This is a genomic window from Anaerotruncus rubiinfantis (genome assembly GCF_900078395.1).
GTDB classification, from domain to species: Bacteria; Bacillota; Clostridia; order Oscillospirales; family Ruminococcaceae; genus Anaerotruncus; species Anaerotruncus rubiinfantis.
The window spans coordinates 231,967-247,091 of the sequence record NZ_FKLA01000007.1; the positions used below are offsets into that span (position 1 = coordinate 231,967).

A 15,125-nucleotide genomic window follows, 5' to 3' on the forward strand; every position below is an offset into this window, starting at 1 on the left:
TATGCGGGAAAACAAAGTTCTTGGGATTGTATTTTCCAACATGCACGACAGCATGATCGGGGAACTCACTGAAAAACGCACGACCGGCTCGGTTCCGTTCGGCGGCCGCTACCGGCTCATTGATTTCGCGCTTTCGAGCATGGTCAATTCGGACATCAGCGACATCGGCATCATCACCAAGCAGAACTATCAGAGCCTGATGGACCACATCGGTTCGGGCCGCGCGTGGGACCTCGCGCGCAAGCGCGGCGGGTTGGTGATCCTGCCGCCGTTCGCCAGCCAGGGCAGCGGCATCTACCGCGGCCGCCTGGAAGCGCTGGGCGGCGCAATGAGCTATATCCGTCACAACGATGCGAAATATGTGCTGATCACCGACTGTGACATCATTGCCAACATGGATCTGCGCCCATTTATCAACGAGCATATCAAGAGCGGCGCGCAGATTTCGATGATGGTCAAAAATACTGAAATTTCTCCCGAATCCCAGCGGGATACGACCACCGTCCTTTTTGACGAGCAGACGGGAGATGTCACCGATATCCTGGTGCGGCCGGATGTCAAGGGCAGCCACTACGTTTATATGAACATCCTGCTGCTTGAAAAGACGCTGCTCGAGCGGATGGTGAACGAAGCAAAGAGCCACGACCAGTATTCGATGGTCCGGCATGCGCTGCAGCCATCAATTGGGAAACGCAACATCAAAGCGTATGAATTCAAGGGCTATACGCATAAGATTTCGGGGATGAAGTCCTATTTCACGGCCAACATGGAGCTGCTTGACCCGGCGGTGCGCGCCGAGCTCTTTCCGAAGAATCTGCCGATTTATACCAAGGTCCGCGACCAGGTGCCGGTCAAATACGGCCTTTCCGCCAAGGTGGGCAACTCCCTCATGGCGGATGGCTGCATCATCAACGGCGAGGTGGAAAACTGCGTGATCTTCCGGGGCGCGAAAATCGGCAAGGGGGCGGTGCTTAAAAATTGCATCATTATGCAGAATACCTATGTTGGCGACAACGCGCATCTCGAATATGTCGTGACCGATAAAGATGTGCTCATCCGTGATTCCCGTACGCTGATCGGATATGAAACCTACCCGATCTATGTGGCCAAGGGAAGCTCCATCTGACGTGGAAGAAAACATGATTCACGCTCAACACAAGGGGGGAACATTATGAAGATCCTATACGTAGCAAGCGAAGCGACGCCGTTTATCGCGACCGGAGGCCTTGCGGACGTGGCGGGTTCGCTGCCGCGCGCAATCCGCAGCAGGCAGCATGCCTGCCGGGTGGTTGTGCCGCTCTACAGCGCGATTAAACCGGAATGGCGCGAAAAGATGAAGTTCCTTTGCAATTTTTATGTGCCGCTTGGCTGGCGCAACCAATACTGCGGCGTGTTTGAGGCCAGTTATAACGGCGTCAAATATTACTTCATCGACAATGAGTATTATTTCAAGCGCGACGGCGGCATCTATGGGTTCTATGACGACGCGGAGCGGTTCGCGTTCTTCTCGAAAGCGGTCTGCGAAATGATCCAGTATATCGATTTTGAACCGGACATCTTGCACTGCAATGACTGGCAGACCGCCATGACGCCGGTATACCTCAACATTTTCTATCGGGAGATTGAGAAATACCGCAGCATTAAGACGGTGTTCACCATCCACAATATCCAGTATCAGGGCAAATACGGCATGGAAATCGCAACCGACGTGCTCGGCCTGCCTTACTATGCCGCGCCGACCATGATGTACGAAGGCTGCCTCAACATGATGAAGGCCGCCATTGAGGTGTGCGACTTTGTCACCACCGTCAGCCCGACCTATGCGCATGAGATCACCGACCCGTGGTTCGCGCACGGGCTTGACCGGCTTCTCAAACAAAACCAGCACAAGCTGGTCGGCATCCTCAACGGCATCGACACCCAGAGCTATAACCCGGAGGTGGACCCCGCGCTCTATGAAAACTACGGGCCGGAGACACTCGAAAAGAAATCGGTCAACAAGGTCGAACTGCAAAAGGCAATGGGCCTTGAGCAGAACAAGGACGTCATGCTGGTCGGTATCGTAACCCGGTTTGTGGCGCATAAGGGCATTGACCTCATCCAATATATCTTTGATGAACTGATGAAACGGGAGCTGCAGGTGGTGGCGCTCGGCTCAGGCGATTATATCTTTGAAAGCTTCTTTACAGAGATGCAAGCCAAATACCCCGGCAAGGCGGCGGTCAAGATCGGTTTTATCCCAGATCTTGCGCGCAAGATCTACGCGGGCGCGGATGTATTTCTGATGCCTTCGAAGAGTGAGCCGTGCGGCCTGGCCCAGATGGTATCGCTGCAGTACGGTACCCTGCCGGTTGTCCGTGAGACCGGCGGTCTCAAAGACTCGATTGTCGATATGGGCAACGATATCAGCGGCAACGGATTCACCTTCAAGACCTATAACGCCCACGACATGCTCGGCGCGATTGATCGCGCCGGTGGGCTTTACTACAACCGTGAACTGTGGAAACAGGCGGTGCAGAAGGCGATGAAGAGCGACTTCACCTGGAACCGTTCCGCTTCGGAGTACATTGGCGTCTACAAGCGCGCGTTGGAGGACTGACGGCGCGGGCCGGCCATAACTTCTGTCCGCGGCACCGATGGGCCGCTTCTTGAACGCGTCAAAGCAGCCTTTCCGCATAGGGACGGGCGGGCAGCCCTTTCCACGCACCCATTCCTTCTATAGGAACAACGGCAGAATCGGAAAAAAAGGAACGCCGCGTCAGCGGCGTTCCTTTTTGTATCCAAAGACCACCCGGTCGATCCCGGCGAGGTCCTTTCGGGTTCCGACCTGGACAAAGCCGCTTTCCGTGAGCAGCGCGGCCACCTGTCTGGCCTGGTTATAGCCGACCTCAAAGGCCAGCATGCCGCCATCCTTGAGCAGGGGAAGATAAAGCGGCGGGATCGCGCGGTAAAAATGAAGGCCGTCCTCGCCGCCATAGAGCGCCATCTGGGGCTCGTGCTGTACCTGGCGCTGAAGGCTTTCCATCTCATGCCCAGGGATATAAGGCGGGTTTGAGAGAATCAGGTCGAGCCGAGGGAGCCCTTTGGGCGGGTGGAGCACGTCACAGGCCAGCACCCGGATATTTTCCGCGCGGTTGCGGGCGGCATTGCGGCGCAGATAGGCAAGCGCGGCCTCGGAGAGCTCCAGCGCGTAAATCTGCGCGGAGGGGAAGTAATGCGCCGCCGCCACCGCAATGCAGCCGCTTCCGGCGCAGAGATCGGCCACAGCGGGCGCTTCACGGCCCTTGAGGAACGAGCGGGCAAGGTCGACGAGCGTCTCGGTGTCCGGCCGCGGGATGAGCACTCCCTCGCCCACTTCAAAAGGCAGGCCGTAGAACTCCCATTCGCCCAGCAGGTACTGGAGCGGTTCCCCGGCCTCATACCGCTCACACAGTGCGAAGAATCGCTCTGCGCACGCGCGGTCGGCCGGCTGTCCACCCGCGCGCGCGCGGCCGAACCTGCCGAGGCCAAAACAATCCTCCAAAAGGCAGGAAAGATCGAACGCGCGGGATTCCTGGTCCTGCGCGTCCAAATTTTTATCATATGCGGTTTGATAGACTTCGGATATGGTCATGGATGACATCCTCAATAGTTGTCGGCGTTTTTGTCCTCCGGGATGCAGGGCTTCATGGCAGCGATCGCCACCGAGAGCTGGACTTCGTCCGGCTCGAAGGTGGTCAGGTTCTGTAGCCAGAGCCCGGGCGCGGAGATGGCCCGTGTGAAAGGGTTGTCATGGCGTCCGGCAAACCGGATAACCTCATAGGAAAGGCCCACCACGACCGGCAGCAGCAGGATTTTCAGCCCGACGCGCAGCCAGACGTTCTCCCAGCTGAGCACCGAGAACACAAAGATCGAAACGACCAGCACAATGAGCAGAAAGCTGGTGCCGCAGCGCGGATGAAAACGGGTATATTTTTTCGCGTTTTCCGGCGTGAGCTCGTCGCCGGCCTCGTAGCAGGCGATGGTCTTGTGTTCCGCGCCGTGGAATTCAAAAACCCGGCGGATGTCCTTCATCCGGGTGACCGCGTAGAGGTAAAGGATGAATACCGCGATTTTGATGAGCCCCTCGATGAGCGAAAGGGCCATATTCGGAAGCGCGGCCATGCCACCCACCCATTTGACCAGCGCGGCCGGCAGCAGCATGAACAGCCCGATGGCAATTGCCATTGCGAGCACGGTGACAATCACATTGAAGATGTATACGGCGCTGTCGCCAAGATGCTTGTCCACCCACGCGTCAAATTTCGACGGTTCAGAGCCTTCCTCTTCGGCAAAACCGGAGATTTCAGCCGATTTCATCAGGCATTTATAACCGGTGATCAACATTGCAATAAAATTACAGATGCCACGCAGGATCGGTGTCTTATTATACCATTTATTGGCCCCGGTTTCCCAAGTCTCCAGATAAAGCTCGCCGTCCGGCTTGCGGATGGCCATTGCGGAGGTGAACGGGCCGCGCATCATGACCCCCTCGATCAGGGCCTGACCGCCAATAGAAGTTTTTTTTGCGGCGCTACAGGATTTTTCGCTCAAAATATCAATCCTTTCCGGCTTCCCGTGCTGGCAAGCCATCCGGTCCCGTGTCCCGGGACGGTCAACAAAAGACATCATACACCAAAATTGTGAACATTTCAAGGCTTAAGCCTGGACGCGCGGCAAAAGGATGGTCACGCGTGTACCGACATTTTCTTTGGAGGTGATGTCGAGCATTCCGCCGTGCAGCGAGACAATCTCGTCCGCAACCGCAAGCCCGATGCCCGATCCGCGGCGGGTGGAATTTGCCTTGAAGAATTTCTGCTTGACTTTGGGCAGGTCGGATTCCTTGATGCCAAGTCCCGTGTCCGAAACGACAATACAGATGTTCTCGTCGGTCACGCTCGCGCGCACCGTCACACTGTCGCCCTTATCGGAATATTTAAGGGCGTTGTCAATGATATTGATGAACACCTGGCGCAGACGGTTGCGGTCGCCGAAAAACGGCGCGATCACATCCGGCTCCTCATAGACAAGCCGTTTCCCTTCATGCTTGGCGCGCTCCTCAAACATGAGCACCGCATCGGAAAGTTCGGCGATCAGGTCGATCCGGTCCTTTACAAGCTGCATGCGGCCGGATTGGATACGGCTGAAGTCGAGCAGCTCCTCCACCATCTGAGCAAGCCGTTCGGTTTCGTTCCCAATGACCCGCATCCCTTTCGCAAGCATCTCCGCATCGACCTCGCCGCCCATGTCCGCAAGCGTTTCGGACCAGCCTTTGATGGCGGTGAGCGGGGTGCGCAGCTCGTGAGAAACCGAGGAGATAAAATCGTTCTTCATTTTTTCATTGGCGGAAAGCTCTTCAGCCATATAGTTAATCGTATCGCAGAGTTCCCCGATTTCATCGTCGTTTTTCTTGTGCAGCCGCGCGCCGAAATCGCCGTGGGCAATTTTACGGGCGGTTTTGCCGACTTCGTCCACCGGGTTGACAATTGAATTGATGAAATAGGAGGAGGAGAAGATGACGAAGAAGATGATCGCCACACCGATCAGTGTAAGAACCAAGATGAAGAGGATGATCTGCTGGTCAACCAAGTCGAGCGAGACGGCGAAACGCATTGCGGCCAGCTGGGTACCCTCCACCGGCGACAAAACGGTGATTGCCATGATCTTTTCGCCGTTTTGCGTGTAGATTTTTTCCGCTTCCCCGATTGGGCTCTGCATCGCCTCATAGAAATCGGGCATGTAGATGCCGGTCCCTGGTTCAAATCCACTGGAGGTGAAGATCACGTTCCCGTCCGCGTCAATAGCCATGAGTTCCATCGAACTGCGCGCCTCAAAATTTTCCACAAGGCTGCGCACCTGGGTGGTAAAATTGGAAAGGCTGTCCTCTGAATAGGCGGTGAGCTGGTTTTTGACAGTATTGGCCTGCACCATGATCGCGCCGCGCACGTTGCTGTAATAAAACGCGCGTACGCCAAGCGAAAACCCGATTTCCAGCGCAATCAGGATCACAAGGATGACGCCGAGGTTGTTGAACAGCCAGCGTTTGGTTATTTTCTTGACAGCCAAGGGTCATCCTCCTTTCTATATTCCAAATCCGTCCGCGAAGCGGGCGGGCCATCGAAGATGGCTCCCCACGGGGGATCCAAAGGGGGTTACATACCCCCTTGAGCAGCCGTCGCGCGAAGCGCGCTCCGCCGTAGGCGGGAAGGCTACTTTTGGACCCATTTGTAACCGAAGCCCCAGACGGTGAGGAGGAATTCCGGCTCGGAGGGAATGTCCTCCAGCTTCATACGAAGCCGGCGGATGTTCACGTCGACGATCTTGATATCCCCGAAATAGTTTTCGCCCCAGACCTTGTTGAGGATGTCCTGCCGGCTGAGAGCAGTGTTCGGGTTCGAAAAGAAATATTCGAGAATCTGGTATTCCACCTGGGTAAGTTCCAAGATTTTGCCGTTTTTGGAGACGGTGCGGCTCTTGAGATTCAGGACGAACGGGCCGGATTTGAGTTCGCTTTTGACTGGGGCCTGTGCCCTTTCAGCTGTCATGGTGACACGGCGGTGGATTGCGTCGACCCGCGCGACCAGCTCGGACGGGGAGAACGGCTTGGTGACATAGTCGTCCGCGCCGATCATCAGGCCGTTGACCTTGTCCATCTCCTGGCCTTTGGCGGTCAGCATGATGATGCCGACCGAAGCGTTTTTTTCCCGAATGCGGCGGCAGACTTCAAAGCCGTCGATGCCGGGCATCATCACATCGAGCAGAACCACGTCAAAATAGGTGGGATTGCGGTCAAAGATCTCCATGGCATCTTCGCCGTTTGGGACATCCACCACCTCATAGCCGGAGCGTTTGAGATTGATGACTTCAAAATCACGGATGACGTCCTCATCCTCCACGACCATAATTCGTTTCATATCTGGAAAACCACCTTTCAAGTGAGATAGCTGCATTAGGTAAGCATTACAGCAGCCGGAACATCCGCTGCAGTTCGGTCAGAGTGATTGAAAGCTCCGGGTCGGCCGAATCCGGTGGTACATAACCGTAATAGGTAAACGCGCCGCGGGTTTCAAAAATTTTGTAGTTATCGAGGAATTTATCTTGGTAGTCTTTCTGGGAAACCACCCGAATGCGCGCGAGCTCTCCCGCGATGCCAAGCAGCGGCTCGTCGAGTTCCGGATCGTATTTGATAAAGCTCCACTCGCCGTTTTCACTCTGGTTGACCACCGTGACGCGGCCAATCCATTCGGGCGGAAATTCCACCCGGTAGCCGCCGGAACGGTTCGAGTGGTTAAAGACACCCGCATAGACCCGGTGAAACCGGCTGCCAGAAAGCTGGTTATATTCGGTGAGATAGATGGGGTCCACTTCCTTGTCGGCGTCCTCGTAGCCGGGCAGGAGCGAGCTGGTGGGGATTTCAATGACTCCGTCGCCGTTGATATCCATGCAGATTGCGGTTTCATCCGCGCGGCGGGTCTGTTCGTAAAGGGAGGACGCCTGCTCCATTTCCTCCTCGGTGAGTTCCGAGCCTTCCTCCTGGGCATACTCCAGATCATAGCCGATGACTGGCACGAGGACCCGGTCTGAAATGGTGAACACCTCGGTGACCAGCTCCCCCCCGCCAATCATTTCGTCGATGAAGATTGCCTTCTGTGGGTTGGCGAGGGTCAGCTGCCCCGAAGTGGTGCCCGCGAAATGCAGGATCGACTCGGAGAGCGGCAGTTCGCTGGTGATGGTGACGTTGTAGCCGTCATAGGTGACCAGCTTGATCCAGGAGGACTGCGCGCGGGTGCCGGAATCCCGGCTGAGCATGCAGATATCGGAAAGCCCGTCGGCGTTGAAATCGTCGATCAGGTAGGCGTTGTAGGAGGTGTCCGAGCGGTTGCTGTCAAGGATGCTCTCGAGCTCGCCGTCCTCGTAGGAGTAGACGTTCATCTCCATCTCTTCACGTTCCGCGCTCGACCATCCGATGATGATATCGTCCTGCGGCCGTCCGGAGATGCGTGCGAAATCGATGAACTCAACGTCCCGGTCGACGCCGGCCTTTTCGCAGACCGAGCGCCATTGGCCGTCGATCCGGTCCATGATCGAAAGGCGGGTGTAATCGTTGAAGTTGACCGCGTAAAAGACGATGGCTTCCTCTTCGCCGTCGCCGTCGATGTCATGGAACACAAAGGCTGAACGGTAGTCGCCGGTCTTGGGATATTTGAAGCTAATGTTGGAGGCGATAACCGCGTCGTGCAGCGCGTCGTCGATCTCCTTCTGTTCGGCGGTGAGACGCGGCGGCTTCATCAGCTCCTCCGTGACCGGATTGAAACCGGAACAGGCGGACAACAGCGTGCACAGCGCCATGAGCGCCCCCAAAAGCCAAAGCTTTTTTGCCATCCCGGTTCCCTCCTTTACTGTTTCACATAGATAAACTCAGTTTATAGCAAAATGGCTGTTCTGTCAACGAAAGCGTGCCGGAATATCCCGGCGGCCAAAAACAGTTTTGACGCGCAAAGAGCTCAAAATACAGGAAAGCCGCCGCCCGCAGGCGTCGGCTTTCAAAAAAAGTTTACGGTTTGGAAAAATAAGACACCGGGTTTGGCGATTGCGCCGTCGGGGGAAAGGTGGTAAAATAATTTTATTCGATCATTTGCGGGGCGCGGGCGGATAGGCGATGCGCGCCTCGGAATTCTGGATGAGGTTTAAAAGTGAGGACGCGAACAGCGGGTATTCCTTCGAAAGCGCCTCAGTCGTGACATAGAGCGGGTCGACGTTCGGGATGCGTTCCATCTCGGCGGCCGGGTCGCCTTTGGAGATTGACTGCGCGTTTGCAAAGCAGATGTCCATCGCGGCCCCGGCATAGGGCTGCGCGACCGTTTCCGGCACAGTGAAAAGGGCGCTCTGATTGCGCGGGTTCGCGCCGTAGACCAGCCGGAACATCCGGTAGACCGCCAGCATCAGATAGGACGAAACCTCCCCCACCAGCGGTTTGCAGCTGCTGCGCGAGAGCAGGTCGAAAAGGATATTGAGCGAATTGGCTATGAGTTTTTTGTTGAGCACCGGCAGAACGCCCGCCTTAAAAACGTTTTCCTTGCCGGTCGCATCCGGTTCGGGGATATCCTCCACCGTCAGTTTGGAGCCGGTACGGTCGGGAGAGCGGCCAAGCATATAGTCGCAGGAAACGCCGTAGAAATCGGCGCAGCGGATCAGGAAATCCAGCCCGCATTCGCGGATTCCCTTCTCGTAGTGGGAAAGCAGCGCCTGGGAGATGCCAAGCTTGGACGCGGCCAGCTTCTGGCTGATCCCGCGCTCTTTGCGCAATAAGGTCAGGACTCTTGGAAAATCAGCGTTCATTTGTCAATACCCCTCAAAAACCTTTTCTCTTTTTATATCAGAACCCGCAAAAAGCGGGCCCACAAGGTCTTTTACGTATTGTAAATTATATAATACCCAAAACCTTTTGTAAATAGTCGATCCCGAATATTATCAATATTTGTAGAATAAAGTAAAAAAGGGGCGCTTGATTTATGCTAACATACAAAATCCACCTGATCCGGCACGGTCTGACACAGGGGAACCTCGACGGGCGGTACATCGGCATGACTGACCTGCCGCTCTGCGGAGAAGGCCGCCGCCAGCTGGAGGAGCTGCGCCGCGCCTGTGAATACCCGCAGGTGGACCGGGTTTTTGTCAGTCCGCTGCTGCGTGCGAAGGAATCGGCTGAGATTCTCTATCCCGACCGGTACACCGAAGTGGTGGACAAGCTGCGCGAACTCGATTTCGGCGCGTTTGAAAACCGCGCGATCAGCGACTTGGAGCGCGATCCGGATTTTCAGAGGTGGATCTCATCCCCACCGGACACAAAGGCGCCGGGCGGCGAGAGCGGCGCGGACCTGCAGGGCCGCGCGGTCGAAGCGCTCGCGTATATCTTTGCGCAGATGATGGAGAAGCGTGCCGCCTCCACGGCGGTTGTAACCCACGGCGGGCTCATCATGAATCTGCTTGCGGCGATGGGGCTGCCGCAGCGGGAAGCGGTGCGCTGGAACGTGCAGCCTGGCCGCGGCTATACGATCCTGCTGACCCCGCAGATGTGGATGCGCGACCACAAGTTTGAGGTCTACGCGCAGATTCCCTATGAGGAGGAACGGGAGGTTGACGAGCCGTTTTTTGTCGACCGGGAATGAATCAGGTGGAAACGCTGGACTTTTTTACATTGCAGTGATAAAATGAACGGAAATGTTATTCAGAAGGAATTTTCAACGCAAAGGGGTTTTTAATATGCAAGAGATAAAAATCTGTGTGCTGGAAGGCGACGGCATCGGCCCGGAGATTGTGAGGCAGGCGGTCAAGGTGCTGAAAGCTGCCTGTGAAGCGTCCGAAATCCAGCTCACCCTCGACTATGCGCTGCTCGGCGGCGCGGCGATTGATGAAACCGGCGTACCGCTGCCCGATGAGACGGTCGCGAAGTGCAAAGCCGCTGACGCGGTGCTGCTCGGCGCGGTCGGCGGGGAGAAATGGGACAACCTCCCCTCGAACCTGCGCCCGGAAAAGGGCCTGCTCGGCATCCGTTCGGCGCTCGGGCTGTTTGCCAACCTGCGTCCGGCGTCCATCTATCCGGCGCTGAAGGCCGCGTCGCCGCTCAAGGATGAAATTGTCGGCGCTGGTGTGGACATACTAGTTGTCAGGGAACTGACCGGAGATGTCTACTTCGGGGAGCATAACCGCAAACAGGAAAACGGATTCGAGGTCGGATATGACATCATGCAGTATGCCACCTGGGAGATCGAACGGATCGCGCGGGTCGCGTTTGAGCTCGCGCGCAAACGCCGGGGCCGGGTCACTTCGGTGGACAAGGCGAACGTGCTGGAAACCTCCCGGGTCTGGCGCGAGACAGTCACCCGCGTGGCAGAGGAATATCCGGATGTATCCCTTTCACATATGTATGTCGACAATGCGGCCATGCAGCTGGTGCGCAACCCGGCGCAGTTCGATGTTCTTGTCACCGGCAATATCTTCGGCGATATCCTTTCGGATGAAGCTTCGATGATCTCCGGTTCGATCGGGATGCTCGCCTCCGCCAGCCTAGGCGGGGGGACGCTCGGCCTTTACGAACCGATCCATGGCAGCGCGCCGGATATCGCGGGCAAGGGACTTGCCAATCCGCTGGCCACCATCCTTTCGGTGGGCATGATGATGCGCTACACTTTCAATCGGCCGAACCTGGCGGACGCGATTGAACAGGCGGTTGAAGAATCGCTCGGCGCTGCGCGCACCGCTGACATCAGGGATGCGTCCCTGCCGGTTTACACCACCGAACAGATGGGAGACTATGTGGCTGGCCAGGTGGCGCGGCTGCTCAAGTAACCCTGGACATCCATAGGAGGAAAACATTATGGGCTTATCAAAAATGCTGAAATCCAACGCGAAACACGCCATGTCAGGCGCGTGGGGGCGCGCGGTGGGGATTCTGTTCATCGCGGCAATCCCCACGCTGCTTATCAACCTGTTGGAATATGCCATCCGGCTGGTGAGCGGCGTGCCGGAGTTCGTTGACTACGCTGGGACCCCAAACGTCGCATTTGACGACCTTTCCAACCTGGCGCTGGCTTCGTCGCTGATTTCGGTGCTGATCCTCATCCTGATGTTTATCATCACCACGCCGCTGCAGCAAGGAGTCCTGCGCTGGTACTACCGCCGCACCGGCGGAGAAGATGACGGCGTTTCCGCTGTTTTCTATTATTTTGAAACTGCGAAGGATTACTTCAAGTCCTTTTGGCTTTATTTCCAGATCGGCCTGCGGATGCTCCTGTGGGAGATCCTGCTTGCGATCCCGCTTTTAGCGGGCGGAGGGGTGCTTGTCTATGCGATGCGCGGTCTTGATGGGGAGCTGCCGCCGGTCGTTAAGCTGGCCGCCGGCATTCTGGCGGTTATCTGGGTGACCATCATGGCGATCCTCAGCGTAATGATCTCGCTGCGGTACATGCTCGCGCCGTATATTTTGGCGGAGCATCCTGAAATCAAGGTGCGCAAGGCAATCAAACAGGGCGTCCGGCTGGTGAAGGGCTACAAGGGAAGCCTGTTTGTATTCGGGCTTTCATTCATCGGCTGGTACCTGCTCTGCATCTTTATTGTTCCCGCATTTTTCGTTGTGCCCTATGTGGCGTCGTCGTTCGCAATGTACGCGCGTTACCTGATCGCACGCGGCGAAATGGAACTCGCGCCGGAAGGAGGCAATGCGACACGGGAATATAAACCGGAGATCGACCATTATGTTGAGACGCAGGATGCTGCGAGCCAGTCCGCGTCCCAAGAACCGCAGCCGGTGGTCTATCCGCCTGCTGCACAGGCGCAGGAGCTGCCGCCGGATCCGCAGAAGCCGGAAGACCGGGAAGACCAGCCCTGAAAAAATGGATATAAAAAAGCCTCGGAGCCAAGCTGCTCCGAGGCTTTTTAAATTTCCTTTCCCAATAAATCCCACATCACATCAAATAAAAGAGCTTCAGTCAATTTCCGCAAGTTGTTTGACGCAGTCGGCACAGACATTTCGTCCTTTGAAGTTGACAACGTTGATTGCGCTGTTGCAGAAGATACAAGCCGGTTCATACTTCTTCAGAATGATATGGTTGCCGTCCACATAGATTTCCAGTGAATCCTTCTCGTTAATATCCAGTGTACGCCGCAATTCGATCGGAAGGACGATCCGCCCGAGCTCGTCGACTTTGCGCACGATACCGGTAGATTTCATGAACATACCTCCTTTCCAGTAAAACCTTTCTTTCAATATATCGTAAAAATGGAAAAATGTAAATAAAATAGATCGTAAAGATTTGCTAATTGTGAGATCTGGACAAACATAAGCAAAGAAACTGTGTAATAGTAATATAAATAATCGAGGTGGTTAGCGGATATGAATCTCATCTTTGGCGGAATGATTCTTTTTTCATTTGTGTTCGCCTGTCTGACAGGCCGGATCGATCAGCTTTCCCAAGCGGTGCTCGAACAGTCCCAAGGCGCGGTAACACTGGTTTTGTCGTTGCTGGGAATGCTTTGCCTCTGGAGTGGGCTGATGAAAGTTGCGCAGGAAGCGGGTCTTACGAAACATTTGTGTAAAGCGCTTTCACCCATCACCAGAATTCTTTTTCGCGGGCTCGATCCGAACGGAGCGGCGGCCAGCGCCATCTCGATGAATATGGTGGCAAATCTGCTCGGTCTTGGCAATGCGGCCACGCCGCTGGGTATCAAGGCGATGTGTGAAATGGCGAAGGAGGAACACGCAGGGATCAGCGCAACCAACAATATGGCGATGCTGGTCGTGCTGAACACCGCCTCAATCCAGCTCATTCCCACGACCACAGCGCTGCTGCGCATGCAGAACGGTTCTGCCGCGCCGATGGAAATCCTGCCGCCCGTGTGGATCGCCTCGGCGGTATCGATTACAGTAGGGGTTGTGATGGCGCGGCTGCTCGCGCCGTTTTGGAGGTGAAGGGATGAACGGGATGCTGATGAACTTGGGAACGCTGATGGTCCCGCTGACCGTTGCGGGGATTATCGGCTATGCCTTTGTAAAAGGCGTCCCGGTCTTTGAAACCTTTGTGGAAGGCGCGAAGGAGGGGCTCGAAGTCGCGGTGAACATCCTGCCCGCGCTGGTGGGACTGATCACCGCGGTTGGGATGTTCAAGGTATCCGGCGGACTCGATCTGCTCACCTGGGCGCTCGAACCGTTTGGGAAGCTGCTTGGCCTGCCGCGGGAGGTGCTGCCGCTGGCGCTTTTGCGGCCGGTTTCGGGCAGCGGCGCGCTTGTAATCTTTAACGACCTGATCTCTACATACGGCCCGGACAGCTTGATCGGCCGGATTGCGAGCGTGATGCAGGGCTCCACCGAGACCACGTTCTATACCATTGCGCTCTATTATGGCGCCGCCGGGATCAAAAACACCCGGCACACGGTCCCGGCGGCGTTGTCCGCCGATCTGACGGGGTTCATCATGTCGGCGTTCATGGTACGGCTGTTCTTCTATTGATGCGCGTTTCGCCGCGCCATCGCTTTATGCGCGTTTCGCCGCGCACCACGAGGCCCTTTCTTGCTCGTGCAAGAAAGGGCCGAAAGAACACGCCGAAGGGGCTAGCCGCCCCTTCGGAAACCCCGCAGGCGCCTTGCCAGAACCTGCGCCGTCTATGCATCCAATGAAACGGTCAGCTCAGGACTGAATGCTGTGCTATGCGCTCCCCGCATTTATCTGTCCGGAATCTCATTTCAAAGTTTTACTCGATTTTTTTCAAAAAATTGCGGGGGTCACGGGGGCAGCGCCCCCGCGGCTTGCGCCGCAGCGCCACTTGAAGCGATTTTTCGGTTCCTTTTTCAAGAAAAAAGGAACGAGGAGCGGTGCTTAAATTCTGAGGGCACATATTGTCCTAAATCCACACAACATCCCCGTCACATGATATACTGGTCGCGGTGATGAAAATGATTCTAAGAATCCGGGACCTGCGCGAAGATCATGACAAAAAGCAGCGGGAGATTGCAAAGATCCTATTCGTCGCGCGGAACACCTATTCCTCCTATGAACGGGGGCTCCGTGTGTTGTCGCTGGAATTGGCCGTCAAGCTGGCGGTCTATTACGACATCAGCCTGGATTATCTTGTCGGCCTGACCGACATCCCAACCCCGCCGCCAAGAAAGAAATAAAAACGGTCCATGCGTTCGCATGGACCGTTTCCGTTATCCGTTTGCAAGCTCGGCCTGCACCTTTTTCGGTAGGGCTTTCAGCATGGTCTGATAGGATTCCCGCAGCATTTCCTCCACAACCTCGTTTGGAACCGTCCCTTCGAGATGCAGCGAGTTCCAATGCGCTTTGTTCATGTAGTAACCGGGCACGATGTCCGCCGGATACTGCTTGCGCAGGAGTTCCCCATAGGGCGGCTCCAATTTCATGGTGAAGATCGGCCTGCCTTCCTTATTGGAAGCCATCATGGCGAACATCTTTCCGCCGAGGAAATACCGGTTTGCATCCCATTCTGGTTTGTAATCCTTTGTCACACCGTGCATTTTCATGCAGAAACCGTCGATCCACTCATAGTTCATCTTTTCAAATCCTTCCGCTTATTAAAAACGGCGGCCTGGA

Annotated in this window: 16 protein-coding genes; 8 read left to right on the forward strand and 8 right to left on the reverse strand. The window is 55.9% G+C overall.

What is annotated here, in order from left to right; translation table 11 throughout:
• Position 1 precedes the first annotated feature (1 nt).
• Together glgD and glgA are read left to right on the forward strand one after the other, a co-directional pair.
• Complete coding sequence (gene glgD, locus BN4275_RS02015) at positions 2 to 1,126, forward strand: glucose-1-phosphate adenylyltransferase subunit GlgD (RefSeq protein ID WP_066453069.1); 1,125 nt, start codon at positions 2 to 4, stop codon at positions 1,124 to 1,126.
• 45 nt (positions 1,127 to 1,171) lie between these two features.
• Entirely contained in the window at positions 1,172 to 2,599 is a 1,428-nt protein-coding gene (gene glgA, locus BN4275_RS02020) for a glycogen synthase GlgA (protein WP_066453071.1), read from the forward strand.
• Positions 2,600 to 2,758: 159 nt separating this feature from the next.
• Here the strand turns inward: glgA and prmC are convergent, their stop codons facing one another.
• The 6 genes from prmC to BN4275_RS02050 form a co-directional block, all read right to left on the reverse strand.
• Complete coding sequence (gene prmC, locus BN4275_RS02025; protein ID WP_066453073.1) at positions 2,759 to 3,613, reverse strand: peptide chain release factor N(5)-glutamine methyltransferase; 855 nt, start codon at positions 3,611 to 3,613, stop codon at positions 2,759 to 2,761.
• An 11-nt stretch (positions 3,614 to 3,624) separates the two neighbouring features.
• Entirely contained in the window at positions 3,625 to 4,572 is a 948-nt protein-coding gene (locus tag BN4275_RS02030) for a DUF1385 domain-containing protein (RefSeq protein ID WP_066453285.1), read from the reverse strand.
• 105 nt (positions 4,573 to 4,677) lie between these two features.
• Entirely contained in the window at positions 4,678 to 6,084 is a 1,407-nt protein-coding gene (locus BN4275_RS02035) for a sensor histidine kinase (protein ID WP_066453075.1), read from the reverse strand.
• 143 nt (positions 6,085 to 6,227) lie between these two features.
• On the reverse strand, positions 6,228 to 6,932 hold the full coding sequence (locus tag BN4275_RS02040; protein ID WP_066453077.1) for a response regulator transcription factor: 705 nt from the start codon (positions 6,930 to 6,932) through the stop codon (positions 6,228 to 6,230).
• Positions 6,933 to 6,978: 46 nt separating this feature from the next.
• A complete protein-coding gene (locus tag BN4275_RS02045) occupies positions 6,979 to 8,400 on the reverse strand; it encodes a hypothetical protein (RefSeq protein WP_066453079.1) in 1,422 nt (473 codons plus the stop codon).
• Between the two features lie 249 nt (positions 8,401 to 8,649).
• Positions 8,650 to 9,357 (reverse strand): helix-turn-helix domain-containing protein, encoded by a 708-nt coding sequence (locus tag BN4275_RS02050; protein WP_066453080.1) that lies wholly within the window; start codon positions 9,355 to 9,357, stop codon positions 8,650 to 8,652.
• Positions 9,358 to 9,530: 173 nt separating this feature from the next.
• Here BN4275_RS02050 and BN4275_RS02055 point away from each other — a divergent pair, with 173 nt between their 5' ends.
• From BN4275_RS02055 to BN4275_RS02065, 3 genes are all read left to right on the forward strand, one after another.
• A complete protein-coding gene (locus BN4275_RS02055; protein ID WP_066453082.1) occupies positions 9,531 to 10,187 on the forward strand; it encodes a histidine phosphatase family protein in 657 nt (218 codons plus the stop codon).
• Positions 10,188 to 10,281: 94 nt separating this feature from the next.
• Positions 10,282 to 11,367: a 3-isopropylmalate dehydrogenase gene (gene leuB, locus BN4275_RS02060; protein ID WP_066453084.1), complete on the forward strand. Its 1,086-nt coding sequence runs from the start codon at positions 10,282 to 10,284 to the stop codon at positions 11,365 to 11,367.
• A gap of 28 nt (positions 11,368 to 11,395) precedes the next feature.
• Positions 11,396 to 12,406 carry a DUF975 family protein gene (locus tag BN4275_RS02065; protein ID WP_066453087.1) on the forward strand — a complete coding sequence of 337 codons (1,011 nt, stop codon included), beginning with the start codon at positions 11,396 to 11,398 and terminating at the stop codon, positions 12,404 to 12,406.
• Positions 12,407 to 12,502: 96 nt separating this feature from the next.
• On the opposite strand, the gene BN4275_RS02070 is transcribed toward BN4275_RS02065, so the two are convergent.
• On the reverse strand, positions 12,503 to 12,748 hold the full coding sequence (locus BN4275_RS02070) for an AbrB/MazE/SpoVT family DNA-binding domain-containing protein (protein ID WP_066453089.1): 246 nt from the start codon (positions 12,746 to 12,748) through the stop codon (positions 12,503 to 12,505).
• A gap of 162 nt (positions 12,749 to 12,910) precedes the next feature.
• Between BN4275_RS02070 and BN4275_RS02075 the strand changes: the two genes are divergently transcribed.
• The 3 genes from BN4275_RS02075 to BN4275_RS02085 all read left to right on the forward strand — a co-directional run bounded on the left by BN4275_RS02075 (position 12,911) and on the right by BN4275_RS02085 (position 14,689).
• Positions 12,911 to 13,486, forward strand: coding sequence for a nucleoside recognition domain-containing protein (locus tag BN4275_RS02075; RefSeq protein ID WP_066453091.1), 576 nt, complete (start codon positions 12,911 to 12,913; stop codon positions 13,484 to 13,486).
• Positions 13,487 to 13,490: 4 nt separating this feature from the next.
• The gene (locus tag BN4275_RS02080; protein ID WP_278276510.1) at positions 13,491 to 14,024 is read left to right on the forward strand and encodes a spore maturation protein; all 534 of its coding nucleotides are present in this window, start codon (positions 13,491 to 13,493) and stop codon (positions 14,022 to 14,024) included.
• 443 nt (positions 14,025 to 14,467) lie between these two features.
• Positions 14,468 to 14,689: a helix-turn-helix domain-containing protein gene (locus BN4275_RS02085; RefSeq protein ID WP_066453092.1), complete on the forward strand. Its 222-nt coding sequence runs from the start codon at positions 14,468 to 14,470 to the stop codon at positions 14,687 to 14,689.
• Positions 14,690 to 14,722: 33 nt separating this feature from the next.
• Here the strand turns inward: BN4275_RS02085 and BN4275_RS02090 are convergent, their stop codons facing one another.
• Positions 14,723 to 15,085, reverse strand: a complete 363-nt coding sequence (locus BN4275_RS02090; protein ID WP_066453094.1) for an MmcQ/YjbR family DNA-binding protein — start codon at positions 15,083 to 15,085, stop codon at positions 14,723 to 14,725.
• Between the last annotated feature and the right edge of the window lie 40 nt (positions 15,086 to 15,125).